General features: G+C 59.3%; 17 protein-coding genes. 8 read left to right on the top strand and 9 right to left on the bottom strand.

Annotated elements, in window-relative coordinates; genetic code table 11:
* Positions 1 to 35: 35 nt before the first annotated feature.
* The 3 genes from VJ464_18605 to VJ464_18595 form a co-directional block, all read right to left on the bottom strand.
* Positions 36 to 1418, bottom strand: a complete 1383-nt coding sequence (locus VJ464_18605) for a C1 family peptidase (protein ID HKQ07146.1) — start codon at positions 1416 to 1418, stop codon at positions 36 to 38.
* A gap of 118 nt (positions 1419 to 1536) precedes the next feature.
* Positions 1537 to 1989, bottom strand: a complete 453-nt coding sequence (locus VJ464_18600; GenBank protein HKQ07145.1) for a BON domain-containing protein — start codon at positions 1987 to 1989, stop codon at positions 1537 to 1539.
* Positions 1990 to 2000: 11 nt separating this feature from the next.
* Positions 2001 to 4859 carry a protein kinase gene (locus VJ464_18595; protein HKQ07144.1) on the bottom strand — a complete coding sequence of 953 codons (2859 nt, stop codon included), beginning with the start codon at positions 4857 to 4859 and terminating at the stop codon, positions 2001 to 2003.
* A gap of 237 nt (positions 4860 to 5096) precedes the next feature.
* Here VJ464_18595 and ruvA point away from each other — a divergent pair, with 237 nt between their 5' ends.
* Positions 5097 to 5711: a Holliday junction branch migration protein RuvA gene (gene ruvA / locus VJ464_18590; protein ID HKQ07143.1), complete on the top strand. Its 615-nt coding sequence runs from the start codon at positions 5097 to 5099 to the stop codon at positions 5709 to 5711.
* A gap of 169 nt (positions 5712 to 5880) precedes the next feature.
* Entirely contained in the window at positions 5881 to 6618 is a 738-nt protein-coding gene (locus VJ464_18585) for an ATP-binding protein (protein ID HKQ07142.1), read from the top strand.
* 11 nt (positions 6619 to 6629) lie between these two features.
* Here the strand turns inward: VJ464_18585 and VJ464_18580 are convergent, their stop codons facing one another.
* From VJ464_18580 to VJ464_18565, 4 genes are all read right to left on the bottom strand, one after another.
* A complete protein-coding gene (locus VJ464_18580) occupies positions 6630 to 8390 on the bottom strand; it encodes a TolC family protein (protein HKQ07141.1) in 1761 nt (586 codons plus the stop codon).
* 19 nt (positions 8391 to 8409) lie between these two features.
* Positions 8410 to 11571, bottom strand: a complete 3162-nt coding sequence (locus VJ464_18575) for an efflux RND transporter permease subunit (protein ID HKQ07140.1) — start codon at positions 11569 to 11571, stop codon at positions 8410 to 8412.
* A 7-nt stretch (positions 11572 to 11578) separates the two neighbouring features.
* A complete protein-coding gene (locus tag VJ464_18570; GenBank protein HKQ07139.1) occupies positions 11579 to 12778 on the bottom strand; it encodes an efflux RND transporter periplasmic adaptor subunit in 1200 nt (399 codons plus the stop codon).
* Between the two features lie 66 nt (positions 12779 to 12844).
* Complete coding sequence (locus VJ464_18565; protein ID HKQ07138.1) at positions 12845 to 13492, bottom strand: TetR/AcrR family transcriptional regulator; 648 nt, start codon at positions 13490 to 13492, stop codon at positions 12845 to 12847.
* A 160-nt stretch (positions 13493 to 13652) separates the two neighbouring features.
* Between VJ464_18565 and VJ464_18560 the strand changes: the two genes are divergently transcribed.
* The 3 genes from VJ464_18560 to VJ464_18550 are packed head-to-tail and all read left to right on the top strand — an operon-like array spanning position 13653 to position 14975.
* Positions 13653 to 14156, top strand: coding sequence for a GNAT family N-acetyltransferase (locus VJ464_18560; GenBank protein HKQ07137.1), 504 nt, complete (start codon positions 13653 to 13655; stop codon positions 14154 to 14156).
* Positions 14157 to 14158: 2 nt separating this feature from the next.
* Positions 14159 to 14464 (top strand): hypothetical protein, encoded by a 306-nt coding sequence (locus tag VJ464_18555; protein HKQ07136.1) that lies wholly within the window; start codon positions 14159 to 14161, stop codon positions 14462 to 14464.
* Between the two features lie 19 nt (positions 14465 to 14483).
* A complete protein-coding gene (locus VJ464_18550; GenBank protein ID HKQ07135.1) occupies positions 14484 to 14975 on the top strand; it encodes a GNAT family N-acetyltransferase in 492 nt (163 codons plus the stop codon).
* 26 nt (positions 14976 to 15001) lie between these two features.
* Here VJ464_18550 and VJ464_18545 read toward each other — a convergent pair whose 3' ends face one another.
* Together VJ464_18545 and VJ464_18540 are read right to left on the bottom strand one after the other, a co-directional pair.
* Positions 15002 to 16171 carry a hypothetical protein gene (locus VJ464_18545; GenBank protein ID HKQ07134.1) on the bottom strand — a complete coding sequence of 390 codons (1170 nt, stop codon included), beginning with the start codon at positions 16169 to 16171 and terminating at the stop codon, positions 15002 to 15004.
* Positions 16172 to 16692: 521 nt separating this feature from the next.
* Positions 16693 to 17166, bottom strand: coding sequence for a twin-arginine translocation signal domain-containing protein (locus VJ464_18540; protein ID HKQ07133.1), 474 nt, complete (start codon positions 17164 to 17166; stop codon positions 16693 to 16695).
* 543 nt (positions 17167 to 17709) lie between these two features.
* Here VJ464_18540 and VJ464_18535 point away from each other — a divergent pair.
* The 3 genes from VJ464_18535 (at position 17710) to VJ464_18525 (ending at position 19313) form a co-directional block, all read left to right on the top strand.
* Positions 17710 to 18210: a tail fiber protein gene (locus tag VJ464_18535; GenBank protein HKQ07132.1), complete on the top strand. Its 501-nt coding sequence runs from the start codon at positions 17710 to 17712 to the stop codon at positions 18208 to 18210.
* A gap of 10 nt (positions 18211 to 18220) precedes the next feature.
* Positions 18221 to 18721, top strand: coding sequence for a tail fiber protein (locus VJ464_18530; GenBank protein ID HKQ07131.1), 501 nt, complete (start codon positions 18221 to 18223; stop codon positions 18719 to 18721).
* 82 nt (positions 18722 to 18803) lie between these two features.
* Positions 18804 to 19313, top strand: a complete 510-nt coding sequence (locus tag VJ464_18525; GenBank protein ID HKQ07130.1) for a tail fiber protein — start codon at positions 18804 to 18806, stop codon at positions 19311 to 19313.
* Positions 19314 to 19347: the final 34 nt, after the last annotated feature.

Below are 19347 nucleotides of genomic sequence, written 5' to 3'. Positions count from 1 at the left end.
TTTTCAAGAGTCTTTATCGGCAACCTCGGCAGGCGTTATTGGTCCTTTGTCGAAGGCGTCGGCTGAATCCAGGCCGCGCCCAGTCCAATGCTGTTGCTGCCGTAGGCGACCCAGGCGAATCCCTTCTCGCCCCACCTTACGCCCCACGAATTCTTGATCAGCCACGCCTGTTTCGCGTCATCCCAGCCGATCAAGACCATGACGTGATTGGGAAAGCCCATGTTATGGCCGTTGAAGACGCCGCCCTGATAGACTTTGAAACAATTGTCGCCGCGGATGGGCATGGCCAGCGGCCCATGCTCAATCAGGGCTTTCTTGAGTTGGGCCACCGTGGGCAATTGATCGGGTGTTTTTTCGTTGACGTAGCCCCACGCGAGGGCGCGGTCATAGGCCGTCAGTATGCGCTCGCTGTCGTCGGGCAAGTGGGGATGAGAATCAGGCCCTTCGAGCTCTATAAAGGTTTTGCCGCCGCGTTCTACTCTGCGATGCTGTAGCGTGTCTTCGCAACGTGACACCCGGCCCGTGTATTCTTCGATTGGCGAGCGCTCGCCTTTCTTCCAGACGACATCGTCGGGGATGTGCGGGACATGGGTGCTGACCATAAAAGCGAAGGCCGTCCCGTGCCAGCCGCCGCCCTTACAGTTGCCTTTCTCTTTGCCAATGCAGTTGAGCAACTGCTGGACAGAGGGGATGCGCTGGTAAGTGGAATACTCCGGCACCGTCACCTCCAAAAACCCGACGCCGAGCCGGTGCTGCTCCAGGTCCCAACTGCTTTGATAGACCGACATCGCCGCGAACGCCCAGCAACTCTGACATTGGCCCTGATTCAGCACCGGGCCGACATCGATACCTTGCTCGCGCCAATCAAAACGGGGCCGGCTCACCCACGAGCCGCTGTTTTGCAAAGCGATAAAGTTTTCATAGGCTTTCTTCACTTTGGGGGATTTCAGTACCATATTGGCGTACCAATTTTGGGGATTCAGTTGCAGGATTTTGCGGGCCTTCTCAAGGGTGTCCTCCACCTCCTGCCGCGCGGCTTTTCTGGCGCGCCCCACTTGTTCGAGCAAGCCGACGACTTCCGGTGATCGCCTGTCCTTGAGGTCGGGGACTTCCAGCCCGTGATAAAGATTCTCATCCTCCTCTTCCTGGTCGCGCCGCGTCCCGACCCGCGCCGACCGGACCGCAGGCGGTTTGGCATTGCCACCGAAAGGCGCTGCGCCGACGCGATAGGTCGGCTTCTCCTGGGCAGACGCTTGCTCGCAGTTGCAAGCGTCCATCTTCTTTTGCTTATTGGTCTTGCCTGCGGTCGGCAGGTTGTCGCAAGGCGGGTTTTGCTGTGAGTGAACATGTGATGGCGCGCTCAAGACGCCCGCGATCACTGCTGCGGCGAGTGCGTAGGACAATCTCTTGACCATCATGACAATCCCTCCCTGTTTTTCTGTACCATTCTTTTCACTATCGCGTACGCGCCTCGATCACGCCCGCCGCGCGCTGGCAGCATGCATCTTGACGGTGACATGGCGGTTGCGTGTCGAGCTATTGAATCAGGTTACAGTCCTGATTCCGCTCAATGCAGATGTCGCCACAGAATTTCATCCCGGTTGGGCATCCCACATGGAGGTAGGGAAAGAAGAAAACGTCTTTTCCCTCCTTTATTCTTAGCTTCTTGACACACTTGGTTCGGGCATACTTAAGGAAGTCGTTGTATTGAACCCGCCCATTGACCCAACCATTGATCGTAACAACGTGGTTAATTGAGCTGACATTGAAATGCCTCCATTGGCCATTGAAGCGTTTATCGGCCTTAATCTTTCCATTAATTTCGGCGACGATTTCGGCATCCGTTTTGGTGGCGCAAGGGTTCTGCGCCCGGCTGGAGACTGCCGTCTGCCGTGGCGTTTTGGCCAGGCCGGTGTCGGTGGTTGCGACCGTGCCACCGAGCAGTAGAGAAAGTGCCATCAGGGTTATCAAGAGATTTCGTCTAGCCATGTGTTTGCCTCTCATTTGAAGTTGGAGATCATCGAAAGCAAGCTGTGACGCCACTGCTTGCCGAAATAGATCGCCTTGCCGTCGGGCGACCAGGCGAGGCTGGAGAAGTACAGCCTCGCATCGGTGTTCGCTGTCAGCTTTTTGGGCGCGCCGCCGCCCGTCGGCATTGTATAGAGATTGTCTTTGCCATCCGGTTGCCCGACATAGGCGATCATTCGTCCGTCTGCCGACAGGTGAATGTTGTACAGATAAGCTGACTGAAGCTTGGCCAGCGTATGCGACTCGCCAGGAGCGACAGAGGTTTCGGCGATGCTGATGTCAGGTAAAGACGCCGCACTCGGCTTGGCATTAAGAGTAGCAAAAATTAGCCTCTTGCCATCCTCTGACCACCCGAGCAGGCGCAAAAAGTTCTCTGACTGAAAGACCGTTTGCGCCGTCCGGGTTTCGACGTCGACCACCCAGACACGATTGATCGTCTTGCCATCAACCGCGTTATCTGGCTTTGAGGTATAAGCCAGACGCTTGCCATCCGACGACCACAATGGGCTGTAATAACGCAGGTTGGAATCGCGGTTGTCAGTGACTTGGGTGTCGTTTGCGCCGTCTGCCGAGACCAGCCAGAGGTTTGGCGCTCCCGACTTTTTCGAGCGATAAACGATTCTCCTGCCATCCGGCGACCAGCCAAAATCACTGGTTTGCGTGCGATTATAGGGCATAACCGAGAGGGGAACAGCCAGTACGCCCCCATTGGTCAGTTGCCTGGCTTCGCCCCCCACCGCTTGAATGGCCCAGATGTTATATACCCCGTCCGCCTCTCGCATGAAGGCCACCTGTTTGCCGTCAGGCGACCATGTGGGCATAAAAGCATCGGCGGCGAGCTGCGTCGGCGACGCATCGGAATAGGTTGGCTTGAGCAGTATCGCGCCGCTGGCAAGCTTATCGCCCTGGCTCAGGTTCTTGACCGACAAGTAGGCCACCGTTTTGCAGTCGGGCGCAATGCTCGGCCACAACTCAGAGTTGAGGTCAGAGGTGAGCGCCGTCTCTTCGCCGGTGATGCTGACACTCCAGACGTCGGATTCTTCTTTCGATGACCCGTAAAGAATCTTCGCGCCATCGGTCGCCACGTCGAGCACAAAGCAGTCACTATCGCCGAAGGTGATTTGCGCGGGCTGACTGGCATCGGTGTCGGTCACGAAGATTTGAAATACTCCGTCCACCAGCGCGCTGTATAAAATCCGCCGGCTGTCGGAATGCCAGACGGCGTTGCGGATTTCCGCCGCGCTGTTGACGACTTGCCGCGCCGCGCCGCCGCGCGCCGGCATCGTCCAAACGCCCCACTGTTCGCCCTCTACGGCGATATAAACAATCTGCTTTTCGTCGGGCGAGATGTTGAGAGAGTAAGCCGAAGTGCTTGCCGAATCGAAGCTCGTCAATTGTGACGTCTGTCCCAATTTGACGTTGAGCGCAAATAGGTTTTGCTTGGCTTCGTAGTAAAGCTCGCCGCTCTTTGACCAGTAGCGCGGTTTAGTATCGGCGGCCGGGACACTTTGAATCAGTGACGGCGAGCCGCCCAAATAAGCCACGCGCCAGAGGCCATGTTGATTGCCCCGCGTCGAAAAATAGGCGATCTCCTGGCCGTCAGGCGACCAGATCGGCTGATCCGTGTAGGGCCCGTCTTTGATCGTCTGCACGCGTGAGTCATTGACGGCGGTTTGTTTGACACTAATGTTACGAGCGCCACCGATATTGGTAACAAAAGCGACCCGTGAGCCGTCGGGCGATAAGGAGCCGACGCTGTAGCCTTCGCCAGGCGCGCTACGCCAGGTAGCGACCTCGGTTATTTTCAGCGGTGCCGGAGTCGTCGCCGGACGCCGCACGGCAAACCACCACACCGCGATCAGAGCCAGGCACGCCAGCAGTAGAATGGCTAGCGTCTGACGCAGCGAAAAACGCCGCGCCGTCATTATGCTGGTGGCGAAGGCCGCGACTTCTCCGGTTTGCGGCGAGACCGCCACTGGCTGGTCGCTCAGTTCCAGCTCGCGATTGAGGCGCTTGAGGTCGAGCAGCAGTTCCTGACTGGTCTGGTAGCGCTTCGCTTTATCCTTCTGCAACGACTTGGCGACGATACTCTGCAACTGGGGCGGAAGGTCGCTCAATATTGGCGCTTCCATCAAAATGGCAGCGATCACGTCGCTTTGTGTCGGTTTGTCGAAAAGCCCCTTGCCATTGAGCATCTCGTAAAGCACAGCCCCAAGGCTGAAGAGGTCTGAGCGCGCATCAAGCGATTGCCCGCGCACCTGCTCAGGCGACATATATTGCAGCGTCCCCAGAATGCTGCCGGGCCGTGTCATTCCCTTAGCGAGCGTTTCAGCTTCCGAGTCAGCCGCGCCACGAATCGGCGCGAGCAGTTTGGCGAGGCCGAAATCGAGGACTTTGACCAGACCATCGGGCCTGACCATGATGTTTTCCGGCTTGATGTCGCGATGGATGATGCCTGCGCCGTGCGCCGCGGTGAGCGCCGAAGCGACTTGCATGGCGACGTCAACGGATTCGCGCAAAGAGAATGGCGCTCGTCTCAGGCGGCTGCGCAAGGTTTCGCCATTGACTAATTCGGTGGCGATGAATCGTGAATTCTCACTGTCGCCAATGTCGTAAACGGTCAGGATGTTCGGATGATTGAGCGCCGATGCCGCCTTCGCTTCCAGGACAAAGCGGCGCACGCGATCTTCATCTGCGGCGACATGGGGCGGCAAAACCTTCAGCGCCACTTGCCGCGCAAGGCGCGTGTCTTCGGCGAGATAGACTTCGCCCATGCCGCCCTCGCCGAGCTTTCTCAGGACGCGGTAATGCGAGATGCTACGGGAAACCATGGAGCCTCACGCAATCACAGGGCTGCCTGAACGCCCCTGAAAAGGATGCTGTTTAGGAGGTGAAATCGCTCATCCTACGGCGGAGCCATTATACATAGTTGAATGAGGAATGAAAGAGCGGCGAGGCCGTGATTCTCAGCAGACGCTCATCTGCTCGCAGATAGCCGTCCGCGCCGTAGTTTGACAGTGCCGCCGCGCTTGCTTAAACTCAAGCTTCAAGAAAACGGGGGCAGGGAATTGATCGCGCAACTGACCGGCAAGCTGGCTCACAAACAACCCAACAGCATTATCATCGATGTCGGCGGCGTCGGCTATGAAGTGACCGTGCCGCTTTCGACGTTTTATGAGCTGGGCGAGCCCGGCTCGGACATTTCGCTGCGCATCCATACCAACGTGCGCGAAGATGCGATTCAACTATTCGGCTTTCGCACGTTCAACGAAAAAGAACTGTTCTTAAAGCTCACCAGCGTCACCGGCATCGGCCCGAAGCTCGCCGTCACGATGTTGTCAGGGCTAGCGGCCAACGATTTGATTGCGGCGATCAGGAATAATGATCTGGCGCGGCTCACAGGCATTCCGGGCGTCGGGCGCAAGACCGCCGAGCGACTGGTCGTCGAGCTGCGCGAGAAACTGGCGAAGATGACTTTTGAAGCCGGCGAGGTCGAGCCCGCGGGGGCGCAAGGCGCGGGCGTCAGCCGAGAGGCGGTGCGCGATGACACGGTCGCCGCGCTGCTGGCGCTCGGTTATCCGAAGGCGGTCGCTGAAAAGGCCGTCGAGCGCGCGCTGGGAGAGGCGGGCGAAGGCTCGATTGAAGCGGTGCTGAAGCGCGCGCTGCGCCGCATGTCGCGTTGATAAGCGCAACAAGAGCGCGCATCAAAAAAACAACATAGTTTTGATCGTCGGCATGTGAGATTGCCATTGATTTTTCATGAGCGTGGCCATATAATGCCGCACGATTGCTAGCAGAGAGACCCCCCTCTCCGGCAGGTCATCACAGCGCAGGTAGTCGAAGAGAAGACGAATGTTACCAGAAGCGGCAAATTTGAATCCGGTGCCGTGTGCCTCTTGTGGCGGCACGGGCTGGGAATTTGTCGAAGGCAAAGGCGTGCGCCCATGCAAATGCAAGAAGACGGGGCGCGCCGATGTGCTGTTGCAACATTCGCGTATCCCGAGCCGCTTCCTGCATTGCAACTTCGATAACTTCGAAGTGTTGCAGCCGTCGCTGGCGCGCGCGTTGATGACGACGCGCAAGTTCGTCGAAGAGTACCCGGTCGTTGACGTCGGCCTGCTTTATCTTGGGCGCTGCGGCGTTGGTAAGACTCACCTGGCGGTGGCCGCGCTGAAAGAGCTAATCAACAAAGGCATACCCGGACTGTTCTACGATTTCCGCGACCTGCTCAAAGAGATTCAAGACAGCTACAACCCGAACACCCACAATTCGGAGCTGAAGATTCTCGCGCCGGTCTTCGAGGCCGAAGTCCTGGTGCTCGACGAGATGGGGGCCAGCAAGCCGACCGAGTGGGTGCAGGAGACGATGACCCACATCATCAACAAGCGATACAACGAAAAGAAAGTCACGCTCTTCACTTCCAACTATCTCGACATACCCATCGGCTCGTCGTACGACGAAACGCTGACGGATCGCGTCGGCGTGCGCCTGCGCTCGCGGCTGCACGAAATGTGCCGCTCTATCCTGATTGAAGGCGACGATTTCCGCGAGCTGATCAAGCAGCGGCGCGGCGGTCGCTTCTCGGCTTAATCCAATCAAAATTATTTTTGCGCCGTTGTCGCGGGTTTCAATTCGACGTTCGCCGTCGTCAAGGTTGTGCCCATCACCCGCTGAAGCTCCGATAGCGACTTGTTATAATCGGTCGTCGCGCGCAGCTCGCGGCCCTGCGCTTCGCTTAAAGCATTCTGGCGCTCAAGCACAAAGTAGGTCGTCGAGATTCCCGCCTGAAAGCGGCGCTGTTCACTGTCTAGCTGTTTCTGCGCCGCCACCCGTGAAGCGCGCGCCGTCTCGACCCGCAGCCGCGTCGTTTCGACCGATTGCAGGGCGTTGCGCACTTCGACCTCGATGGCCTGCTCAATCGTCTTGCGCTGCGCATCGATCTTGCGGCTTTCGGCAAGGGCATGACCGAGCTGCCCTTCGGCGGTGCGGTTCTTCAGCGGAAAGCTGAACGAGACGCCGAAGCGCACGGCGCGAAAATCATTGCTGAACAGATTCGATAAGCTCTGCCCGTAACCGCCGACCAGAAAGCCGGGCAGCGCGCCGCTCGGCGGCAATACCACCGGCGGCAATCCGAGCGTGTCGCTGATTTGATTGAGCCGATCAACCAGCAAGAGCGTCGAGCCGGCGAACGGGTTGGCGGTTGAAGTGACCGTGCCGCTCAAGCCCGTCGTCGTGTACTGCGCAATCAGGTCAACCTGCGGTTTCGTCTGATTCTCGAAAAACCGCACGTCAACTTTGTTGATCTCCTGTTGCAGGCTGTTCTGCGCCAGCTCCGGGCGGTTGGCGAAGGCCGCGGTGACGGCGTCGCTCAAGCTGTAATGCTCCTCACGCATCTCTGGCGCGTCGGTCGGGATCAGGGCTTTGTTCCACTCCGCCGCCGTGCGGTCACCGAGCATCAACTGCTTCAAAGCGTTTTCAGCGCGGGTTACGGCTTCGGTCGCCGTGAGCAAGGTTTCATTGCGACGCTCAAGCTCGACTTCGACCGAGACCAGATCGATAGGCGCCAGCGTGCCTTCGTTGACCATGCGGCGGTTGCGCTCAAGCTGTGTGCGCGCCAGCTCGACCGACTCGCGGCGAATCTGCACGTCGCGCAGCGCGAAGACCAGGTCCCAGTATGACCGCTGGGCGCGGGCAACGATGTCAATGGCTTTCTGGCGGAACTGGCTGTCGGTCATATCGAGGCGGCGGCTGGCGATGCGAATGCGGCGGCGCGCGTCATCAATGGAAAAGCTGCGCAGCAGCGGCTGGCGAATCTGAAACGTCAGCGCCGTGTTGTACTGCGGATTGAGCGAGACGAACTGACTATTCGACTCGCCGCGGGCGTTCGTCAACTGCGCCTGCCAGGTCGCGCCGGTCGGCAAAAGCTGCTGCGCGTTGAAATCAAAGTTCAGCGTTTTTGTCGTCAGGCTGCCGTTCGGGCCGCCGGAAAGAATCGAGCCGACCGGCACGGTGCGGTTCTCGTAATAAGTCGCGTTGCTAACCGTCAGGTCACGCGCGCCGCGCGCCGCAAACAAGTCGTATTCGGCCTGTTGCACGTTGACGCGCTCGACTTCCATCTCGCGGTTGTTCTGCAAGGCGAGCTTGACGACATCGAATAAGGTGAGCGCCAGCGCCTGCGATTCGTCTACGCCGACGCGCGGTATGGCGGGCGTTTCGACGGTCGCAGGCTTCGGCTCTTGCGCCGCCGCCTGCGGCAGTTTGACGATCTGTGCGGCGGTTGCCATCGGGGTCGCAACGGCGAGCGTCAGCGATAGCAATCCACACGCGACACGATGAGAGAAGAACCGTTTAGGATTCACCATAAAGTCAACCTCTGAGTGCTTACCTGAACAGGCCGAGAAACGAAGACGTCACCGACGCCGCTTTGCGGCGCGCCCAGGCAAATGGCCAGCTCACGACGCGGCCGAAGCGCGCCCAGCGCGGTGAAGTCGCCGCGTCGTCAAACAGTGAATAGGCCACAGGCGTCACCAGTAATGTCAATAACAGACAGAGCAACTGCCCGCCGATGATCATAATCGCCACCGAGCGGCGCGACATCGCGCCCGGCCCCGTGCCAAAGGCCATCGGCGTCATCCCTGCACAGAGCGCAAACGTCGTCATCAGGATGGGGCGCATGCGGTCGCGGCAGGCTTTGATGATCGCTTCGTAACGCGGCATGCCTTTGAGCCGGCGCAGATTATTGGCGTGATCGATCTGCAAGATCGAATTCTTCTTGACGATGCCGAACAACATCAGCACGCCGATGGACGAATAGATGATCGAGAAATTCTGCCCCGTGACCATCAGCGAGAAGATGGCGAACGGCACAGACAGCGGCAGGCTCAAAAGGATCGTCACCGGGTGGATGAAGCTCTCGAACTGCGCCGCCAGAATCATGTACATCAGCGTCAGCGACAGCAGGAAAGCCAGCAGAAACGCGCCCATCGCGCGGCCCATCTCGCGTGAGCGCCCGCTGAAGCCGGCGTCGTACCCGGCTTCCAGGCCGATGCTCGGCAGTTGCGTGGTCAGCGCGTTGATGATTTCCGACGACGCATGGCCGCGCGCCACGTTGCAGGTAATGATCGCCTGGCGCTGGCGGTTGTAGCGATCAATCTGCGCCGGGCCGATGCCTGTGTCGAGAGCGACCACGCTATCGAGCCGAACATTGCCGGCCTTGATCGAAGGCACGAAGAGCTTGGCAATCGCTTCGGGGCTGTCGCGGTAGGTCTTGTCGACGCGCAGGCGCACGTCATACCTGTCATCGCCCGAGCGGTATGACGAAATCACCTGGCCGCCGACCATCGTGCGCAACGCCGTAGCAATCGAGCCGACCGATACACCGAGGTCGCTCGCCTTGTCGCGGTTGATGTTGACGCGCACTTCGGGCTTGCCTTCTTCGAGCGAGGTGTCGACGTCAACCGCGCCCGGCGTCCGGCGCAGCAAGTCTGTCACGCGCGCCGAGTACTCTTTCAGCTTAGCGATCTCCGGGCCGCGAATGACGTAGACGATCTCGACGTTCTGATTGCCGCCGCCGGAAAACGCCGCCGGCGGCATCACCGCCGGGTGATAATCTTTGTACTTGCCTTGCCCGGCGAACCAGCCGCGCGCTGCTTCGATCAGTTGCGCTTGCGTGACCTTGCGCTTATCCATCGGGATGAACTCGAAGAAGATCGAGGCGCGGTTGACGCGCTGTTGCTGGTCGCCGCCGACTGTGGTCAACACGTGATCGATGAGCCCTTGCGGCAAATCGCCGCGCATCTTGTCGGTGATCTCGCGCACCATCGCGTCGGTTGCTTCCAGCGATGTGCCTTCGGGCAGTCTCAGCGTCACTTCCATCTGCGACTGATCGTCCTGCGGCAGAAAGTCCACGCCGATGTGCTTGAAGAGCCAGCCGGTCGAAAGCATGACGATGAGCGCGCCGAGCATCACCGTCTTGCGGTGCGCCATTGACCAGCGGAGCATCGCTGAGTAAGGGCCATCAATGTAGCGGTAGAGGCGAGACTCTTTCGTCTTGTGACCGCCGGGCTTGCGCTTGATGAAACGTGAAGCCAGCATCGGCGTCAGCGTGAAGCTGACGAACAGCGACACCATGATCGCAAAGGCGCACGTCCAGCCGAAGCCGCTCATGAACCGGCCCACAATGCCGGTCATAAAGGCCAGCGGCAGGAAGATAATCACCAGCGAAAAGGTCGTCGCCATGACCGCCAACCCCACGTCTTTGGTGCCGGCGATGGCCGCTTGCATCGGCGGCATTCCTTCTTCTTCGATGAAGTGGAAGATGTTTTCCAGAACGACGATGGCGTCATCAATGACGATGCCGACGCACAAGACGAGCGCCAGCATCGTGATGTTGTTGAGCGTCAGGTTGAGATAGAGCATTAACGCATAGGTTGCGATGATCGAAGTCGGGATGGCGACGCTCGAAATCAGCGTCGCGCGGAAATCGCGGATAAAGACCAACACGACCAGCGCGGCAAACAGCGCCCCCAGAATTAAGTGTTCTTGAATCGCCTCGAACGAGCCCTTGATGAAGACCGATTGGTCGCGAACGATCTGGATGCGGAAATCCGCCGGCAATTCTTTTTTGATCTCTTGCAAACGCTGCTTGACGGCGTCAACGACCTCGACTGTATTGGTGCCCGATTGCTTACGGACTTCAAGTACAACGGCCTGTTCGCCGTCCAGGCGGGCGACGGTGCGCGGCTCTTCGACGCCGTCTTCGACATAACCAATCTCGCGAACGCGAATCGGCGCGGCGCCGACATTGGCGATAATCAGGCTATTGAAATCTTCGACGCGTTCGATGCGACCCAGTGTGCGCAGCGTCAATTCCTTCGCGCCCTGATCGATGCGCCCACCGGGAATCTCGACGTTCTGAGAGGCCAGCCCTTGCCTTACCTGATCAACGCTCAGGTTGTAGGCGCGCAGCTTGTCGGGGTCGAGGTAGACCTGCACTTCGCGCTTGCGGTCGCCGATGAAGCGCACCTGACCGACGCCTCCCATAGATTCGATGTTCTGCTTGACGCGCTTATCAACGACCTCTGTAATCTCGCGCAAGCTGCGTTTGCCCGACACCGCGATGGAAAGGATCGGCGCGGCGTCCACGTCTAGCTTTTCAATCACCGGCGGCTCGACGTCTTCGGGCAGGTCGCGGAGGATGCGGTTGACGCGGTCGCGCACATCCGAGGCGGCGCTGTCTGCCGGGCGCTCCAAGACGAAAGTGATGAAGACCTGCGACACGCCTTCGGCAGAGACCGAGCGCAATTCGTCAATGCCTTCGATGGTGTTCACCGCTTCTTCGACGCGCTTGGTGATTTGCGTCTCGACCTCTTCGGGCGATGCGCCCGGCAGCACGGTGGTTATCGTGACCGTCGGGAACTCGACCTTCGGGAAGAGATCAACGCCGAGCTTCAGGTAAGCGAACAGACCGATGACGATCAAAGCGACGCCGATCATGGTCGCAAACACAGGCCGCTTGATACATATCTCTGCGAGCTTTTGCATGAGAACCTCAGGATGCCGAAACCATAGCGCCGTCGTGCAGACGGTCAGCGTTGGTTGTAACGACGCGGTCGCCGAGCTTAACGCCTTCGATGATTTCAACCAGCGAGCCGTCGCGCGCGCCGAGTTTCACCTGTCGCTCGGCGGCATGATCGCCGTCCAGCACGAAGACTTTGTTGATGCCGGCGAGCGATACAACCGCCTTTTCGGGAACCATCAGCGCCGTGCCCTGGCGGTTCGAGACAATCTCGGCGCGCGCGAACATGCCCGGCCTGAGCAGCGCGCCGTCGTTGCGGACTTCGGCCTCGGCGATCAGCGAGCGGTTCTTTTCGTCAACCGAAGGATTGATGCGGCGAATCGTTCCGCGGAACTGCCGGTCGCCGAAGGTGTCCACTTTTAATGACACCTCTTGCCCGGATTTGATGTTGGCGGCAAAAGCTTCGGGCACTTCGAGCTTCAGGCGCAGCGGGTTGATCTGCACGATAGTGATGATCGCTTTGCCCGGCTGCATATACTCGCCGCGCGAGGCGAGCTTTTCTTTGACGACGCCGCTGATGGGCGAAATGATCGCCGTGTCGCCGAGCTGTTTTTTCGCAAGCGCCAGCGCCGCGCGCTTCTCTTCGATCTGCGCCGCGAGGTTGCGAACGTTTTCGAGCGCCGCCTGATGACGCGCCTCGGCTTGCTCGAAGGTCTTTTGATAAACGTCGACTTGCTGTTTCGAGATGTCGCCGTTGTCCACCAGATTGCGGGCGGCGTTCAGATCGTAGCGCGCCCGCTCAAGCCCGGCTTTCGCCTGCCGCACGTCAGGCGTGCGCTCCGGGTCAAGCCGCTGACCCGGAGCGAGTCCGAGCCGCGCTTCCGCCTGGCGCAACGCCGCTTCGGCCTGCTCGACTTTAAGATTCAATTCTCGCGGGTCAATGCGCCCGATGCTCTGGCCGCGCTGCACCGCTGAGCCGACATCTACGGTTATGTTGTCCAGATTACCAGACGCCTGGCTCGACACCGTGACCTCGTCTTCGGCTGAAAGCGAGCCGACGACTTCGATGCCGCGCGCCGCCGTGCGCTCGACGACCGGCGCAACCGCGACCTCGACGCGCTCGGGCGCGCGGTTGCTGTTGCTTTGCGCTTCGGCGCTCTCGACCGCCTTCTTGCCGCAGGCGGCAAAGGCCAGAGTCGAGACGAGCGCGAGCGTGATAAATGTTTTCTTCATGCTTGCCGGGTTCATGATCTATTCACCTTGTTAGGATTCCAGCCGTTGTGAGCGAAGCGGCGACCATCAGCGGGGCGATGGCTGAAGCATGCCGCCAAGAAAGATTTCCACGAAGCGGTCGGCGCACTGTTTATTCGACAGCTTGATGTCGTCCGTGCCTTTAAAGATCGTGCGCATCTCCGCTTGGTGTATCACCATGCCGACGAAGGCGCGCGCGGCCACCGCCGGATTGATCTGCCGAAAAGCGCCGTCGGCAATACGCTGTTGAATGTAGCGGTGAATCCGTTCTTTGAAATCGCGCGCCGCCGAGTGGAAGACAAAGGCCGACAGGTCGTGGCCTTCGAGCGCGCTGTACAACAACAGCCGGATGAAGGATTCGTCTTTGCAATGGAATTCGAGCATCTCGAAGGCCAGCGAGCCAAAAAAGGCGCGGTCATCTTTACGGCTGGCGGCTTCGGTGAGCTGCGTGGTCAAGCGCTCGCCCGCCTGCTGTATCTTGAAGCCGAGGATGGCGGCGTAGAGGTCGTCTTTGGTGGCGAAGTGGCGAAAGATGATGGCTTCGCTGATGCCTGCGCGCTCGGCAACCTCTTTGGTCGTCGTGCCGCGAAAGCCTTTCTGCGAGAACAGCTCGGCGGCAATCTGGACAATCTGATTGCGCCGCTCTTCGGCAGACATCCGTCCTGCCGGGGTACGTTCCGAAGTCGCTGATGTCATCTCTTCTCCCGCCTTTGTTAAGTAAGTAAGTACTAACATACTATCGCAAACAGCGCGTGTCAATTCATTCATCATTATCTTGGTGTTGCGGGCTTGCCTGGGGTCGCGTGAATCAGTAGACTCATCGCTTGCCTTGGGCGGCTTTTCAGGGATTGCGGCGATGAGCAACACACAGAGGGCAATCGTCGGCGTTAGATTGCGACCGGCGCGTGTCGAAGACGAAGACTTCTTATTTGCGCTCTATGCCAGCACGCGCGCCGAGGAGATGGCGGCGTGGGGCTGGCCGGCGGCGCAGCAGGACATGTTTCTGCGCATGCAGTATCGTGCCCTTGAGCAGCGTTACGCCGCCGAGCGCGAGGTCAGCGACCACCAGATCATTTTGCACGACGACAGGCCGATAGGCCGTTTGCTCGTCGCCCGCACGGCAGACGAAATCCGCCTCGCTGATATTGCTTTGCTGCCAGAACAAAGAGGGCGGGGAATCGGCGCGGCGCTGATCGGCGAGTTGCAAGAGGAAGCCGAGCGCGCCGGCCTGCCGCTGCGCTTGCACGTCACCCGCGACAACCGTGCGGCGCGGCTTTATGAACGGCTCGGTTTTATTATCACCGGCGACATCGGCAGCCATTTTAAGATGGAATGGCGGCCCGCCAGAACGAGGGAATGATCATGAAGATGACTGAAGACCTGACACGCGAAGCGTTCCTCGAACAGCTCAACAGCAAGTTTCTCATGCGCCCGGCGAATGCCGAGCCGCTGGAACTGGAACTGGTCAGCGTCACCGAGCTGCCGAGCGCGCCGGGGCAAGATCAATTCTCGGTGATCTTCCTCGCGCCACTCAACGCACCCATGGCGCAGGGCGTTTATCAACTTGAGCATCCGCAGCTCGGCACCTTCGGCATCTTTCTGGTGCCGGTGGGGCGCGACCCGCAGGGCCTGCAATACGAAGCTCTGTTCAACCGCGTCGGCCTGTGAACCGCGAACGGTGAATCGAATGACCAGCGACACGCCGCAAGTCGCGTTGCGCGAGGCGACGCCGGAAGACGACGAATTTCTGGCGGGCCTGTATGGCAGCCTGCGCCAGCAGGAACTCGACCTGACGGGCTGGGACGCGGCGCAGCGCGATGCCTTCATCCGCATGCAGTTCGCCGCCCAGCAGACGCATTACCGCACGCATTACCCGACGGGCGTCCATCAGATCATCCTGCTCGATGGCCTTCCCGTAGGGCGCGTCTACTGGGCTGATCTCAAAGATGAGCTGCACTTCTTAGACATCACTATCCTTCCCGAGTACCGCAACCGCGGGATCGGCACGCCGCAGATCGAGCGGCTGCTCAACCAGGCCGCCGCCTCGGGCAAGCCGGCGCGCATCTTTGTTGAGAGTTACAACCCGTCCTTGCGCTTGTTCGAGCGCCTGGGCTTCACTGTCATTAAGACGGAAGGCTACCTGTTGCTATTGGAATGGCAGGCTGACAAGCAGGCGTAGCGAAGCTGAACCACCGAGATCAAATCTCATCGCCTGATCGCAGCGGCGATAACGGATTGATTCCCGTAATTCAGAATCTCCTCCAGCACCGTGTCTCGCCCGGCAAGATAATCAGTAGACGAAATCTGCGCGGTGATGTCTGGGGTGAAAGAAGGCGGATCACCGTCTACGACTTTGAAGAGTCTGGTAGAACAAGTCGCTGCGAGGCCGGATCGCGGCAAGCTGATGGTTTGGACCTCGCCATAACTGTTCGGCTTGCCACCCGTCGGCTCGCCGAAGAAGAGCGCCTCCGAGCTTCCCTTTATGGTGATTGCATTGAGCACCGCCGAAGAAAATGTCCTGCGCCCGACGATCACAAAGAAGTGACCTCGCCGGGTCAAATCGGGCCGATCCTTTAACACCGCGACGATGCGGAATAGTATCTCCGTGCTGCCGCCCGTGTTGTCTCGCATGTCAATGATAAACCGCGCGACCGGGTGCGAATTGACGAACGAAGTCAGTTGTTGGGCGAATACCTCGACGGGCAGCGCATTCATTTCGGCGCACTGATTGTACTTCAGATAGCAAGCCTGCGAGTCTGCCAGATAGTCGAACCAGTAGTAATCATCAGGCTTTTTCCGATACCACGGAGTCGGCACCACGGACGGGTCAGGCCATTGCAGCCAGGCGGCGGGCGTGCCTCTCGTCAGCGGCGAAAGATCAACCGCGAACTGAGCCCCGCCGGCCTCTTCAAAGACGAAGCGGCCTCTCTCCATGTCCGGCAAGATATTCAGCGCGTTAAGAATCTCCGGCACCACCAGGTAGTCCGGACTTCTCGCCTTCAGCCACTGCTCATTTTCATGAGGGATCAAGGAGCTGACCGCGGCAAACGCCTGTTCAATATCGGAATCACCGACCCGCACGAGCTTTGTCCCCAGGGCTCGCCGGTAGTCCGCCGTCGTCGCGATGACATAGAGGCCGTCGCTGAACCACCAGAGCCGCAGCGGGAAGGTGCGGAAGCCGGTGGCCGTCTGCTCCCAGTCTAGCCGTGTGTGACTGTCTCCGACCATCGCCACGATGCGCGTCATACGGACGATGATCTCGTGGTCTTGCAAGGACGGTATCGCGCTATCCAGGTCATCAATCGCCCGGTTGAACTCGTCGGCTGTCACCTTAAAGAAAAGGTCCGGGTGCGTGCCAGGCAAGCTCTTCTTCAATACTTTCAAGTCCTTGCGCCACTTCTTGTCGCGAGAGGCCGCGGATACGCCGCCGAGCTGGGGCAGAGCAGAGCAGAGCAGACATAGCAGGAGGAAGAATGCGGCGACTCTATAACCCCCTGGCTTTGCGAATGCGACAGCGTTGCGACTCATTCCCGAGGTCCCTTTCAGATGCTGAACGCTTTTTATCACACCCTTGCCATAAACGTCGAGGCATTGCCCGCCATGATAGTAGTGTGAGAATGGGCCTGTCTGTGATGACTGTCACATGCGCGGGCTTCGCTGACAAAAGCGCGACCGCCGACCTCGCCGCACTGATTGAAGCGGCGGACGCCGCCGCCGGAGGCCACGAAGCAAGTCGCTCTTCATGCTGGAAACGGTTTGCGGGCGCGTTTACCGTGGCCACAAAGGCATAGGGCACAAAGGAGCACAAAAATACCTGTGACCCCTGGTGCCCTGGTGCCTTTGTGGCGCGCTCTGGTTCATCTCTAAGGGGCGCCGCCTGTGCCTCGCCGCCGCGACTACGGGTAGAGGCGATTGATGTTGGCTTCGTAGCGCAGGCCGCGCGGATCGCCCTGGTCACTTGGTACGATGAACAGCTCGAACGGCCCAAGCCGGTTGTGCATCAGCGAATAGGTCCCTTGCTTGAGCGGACGTTGGAGCGGCCCGACAAATGATAGCGCGAAGCATTCCTTCTCCTCCGGGCGGTCTGGACCCCACATCGGGCGCAAGTCCGCGACTTCGACCAGCTTCAGGCTACCCCTGCCGGTCGCCGGCCCTGAAAAGGAGAAAGTGGTGCCGATATGGCTATAGAAATTTGCCCGCGAGAGGTTATAAAGCGGGCTGTCGTAGACCGCTTTAGGAACCGATTCAATAACCGGCCTGCCATAGCGTTTCTGCCTGCCGAAAGCAAGACTGGGAAAGGTTGCCGCGATGGCGGTGGCGATGCCTGCGAGACTGCTTGCGCGTAGAAAGCTGCGTCGTGATGTCGTCATTGGTTTTTTCTCCTGAGTGGTTTGTCTGTGAGCCTGAGAGCGCACACCCCTACCAAACGGTGCTGCGCCCTATACGAGCCCCGCCCTGAAGCTCGGCCCACGGCATACTGAGCGGTAAAACAATCGAACGAAGGAGATAACCCGGTGCTGCGGATAAGCAAAGGAACGAGGACAATGTATAGATAAGATTGGCCATGTGCAAGCTTCCGGCCCGCGGGAGTCTCGACAAAGAGGCCGCCGCCTTATCGTTTGCCGCGCAGCGGCAGGTGAGTGTGATGGGGCAGTGTGGGGCTTTTAGCCTAAGATCGCCCGGCATCGAATTCAATACAAGTTTTTTCGTCGTGACGTTGACTTCGTACCTGCTTGTGGATACAATCGCTGCCACCGCGAGTAGCATTACAGTAGTTGGGTAAACACATTTCCTCGGCGTTGGGCTGGCCTCAGGGGATCATTCGGTCTTCCAAGTGGGTCGAAAGATAGTATCTGTCGTGAGTGTGCCTACGGCCGGCCCCGCGGAGCAGTGGCTCAAAAAAAGGAGAAATAATGGCAGAACCCTTCCTTTCAGAGATACGCATCATGTCGTTTGTCTTCGCGCCAAAGGGATGGGCGCTTTGCAATGGGCAGTTGCTGCCGATTAATCAGAATCAGGGGCTCTTTTCGTTGCTGGGGACGACCTTCGGCGGCGACGGGCGGGTGAATTTCGCGCTGCCCGACTTGCGCGGCCGCGTGCCCATTCATGTTGGCAGCGGCCACACGCTGGGCGAGCGCGGCGGCGAGCAGGCGCACACCCTGTCCATCAGTGAGCTCCCGACTCACTCCCATATCGTCAGGGCGACGAATAACGCCGCGACGGTAGACGACGGGACGGGTAACATCATCGCGCAAGCCGGCGGCAATGAATTCGGCGCGCCTGCGGGCGTGGTGGCGATGAATCCCGCCATGGTGGGTAACACCGGCGGCAGCCAGGCGCACTTGAATATGCAGCCGTTTCTAACATTGAGTTTCTGCATCGCGCTGCAAGGGATCTTCCCATCAGCAACCTAAGGAGAGAACGATGGCACAACCATATGTTGGTGAAATCAGAATGTTCGCAGGCAATTTCGCCCCTGCCGGGTGGATGTTCTGCGAAGGGCAGTTGCTCCCCATTTCAGAGTACGAGACGCTATTTCAACTGATCGGCACGACCTACGGCGGCGATGGGCAATCGACCTTCGCGCTGCCCGACCTGCGCGGGCGACTGCCCCTGCATCAGGGCAACGGCTTCATCCTGGCCGAGACCGGGGGGGCTGAAGAGATTACGCTCACCGTCTCTCAGATCCCCGCACACACTCACCCCCCCCTCGCCACAACAGCCGCCGCCACGACCAGAGACCCGGGAAACAATATGTTCGGCACGGCTTCGGGAGACGCGTATGTGCAGGCTTTTGACGCCATACTCCTGAGCCCGCAGTCGATAAGTGCGACCGGTGGCAGTCAGCCACACACGAACTTCCAGCCTTACCTGTGCGTGGACTTCATCATTTCGCTGTTCGGGCTCTTCCCCAGCCCCACTTGAAATGAGGCACAGCCGTGATGCTGCGAGGCGTTGGTCATTGCCGACGTGAGGTTTCTCAGATAAAAAATAAGGAGAACATACAATGGATCCTTTTGTTGCTGAAATCAGAATCTTCCCCTTCAACTTCGCCCCGAAGGGCTGGGCCTGGTGCGACGGCCAGTTGTTGCCGCTTTCGCAGAACACCGCCTTGTTTTCGCTGCTCGGCACGACCTACGGCGGCAATGGCAAGAGCAACTTTGCGCTACCGGACCTGCAAGGCCGCGCGCCGATGCATCCGGGCCAGGGGCCTGGCCTGTCGCTGCATGATTTGGGGGAAACGGGCGGCTCGGAAACCGTCAGCCTGCTGGAGTCTGAAATCCCCTCTCACAGTCATTCGCTGAGCACCTCGAATGAAGACCCCAACAATACTCAGCCCGCGGGCCGCGCTCCAGCGAGGAGCCTCGATTTCGCCCCGGCCAGCAGCCCTCAGGTGAACATGTCGGATGCGATGTTGGCGCCGGCTGGCGGCGACCAGCCGCACAACAACATGCAGCCCTACCTGACGTTCTACTTCTGTATTGCGCTGCAAGGGGTATTCCCGCCGCGTACATAAAGTGGCAGACTCCACGCGTTCACCCGCCCTTCAG

This window comes from Blastocatellia bacterium, from assembly GCA_035275065.1.
Classification (GTDB): domain Bacteria; phylum Acidobacteriota; class Blastocatellia; order UBA7656; family UBA7656; genus DATENM01.
Note: the sequence above shows the minus strand (reverse complement) of the source record. Positions and strands in the feature narration are given on the sequence as shown.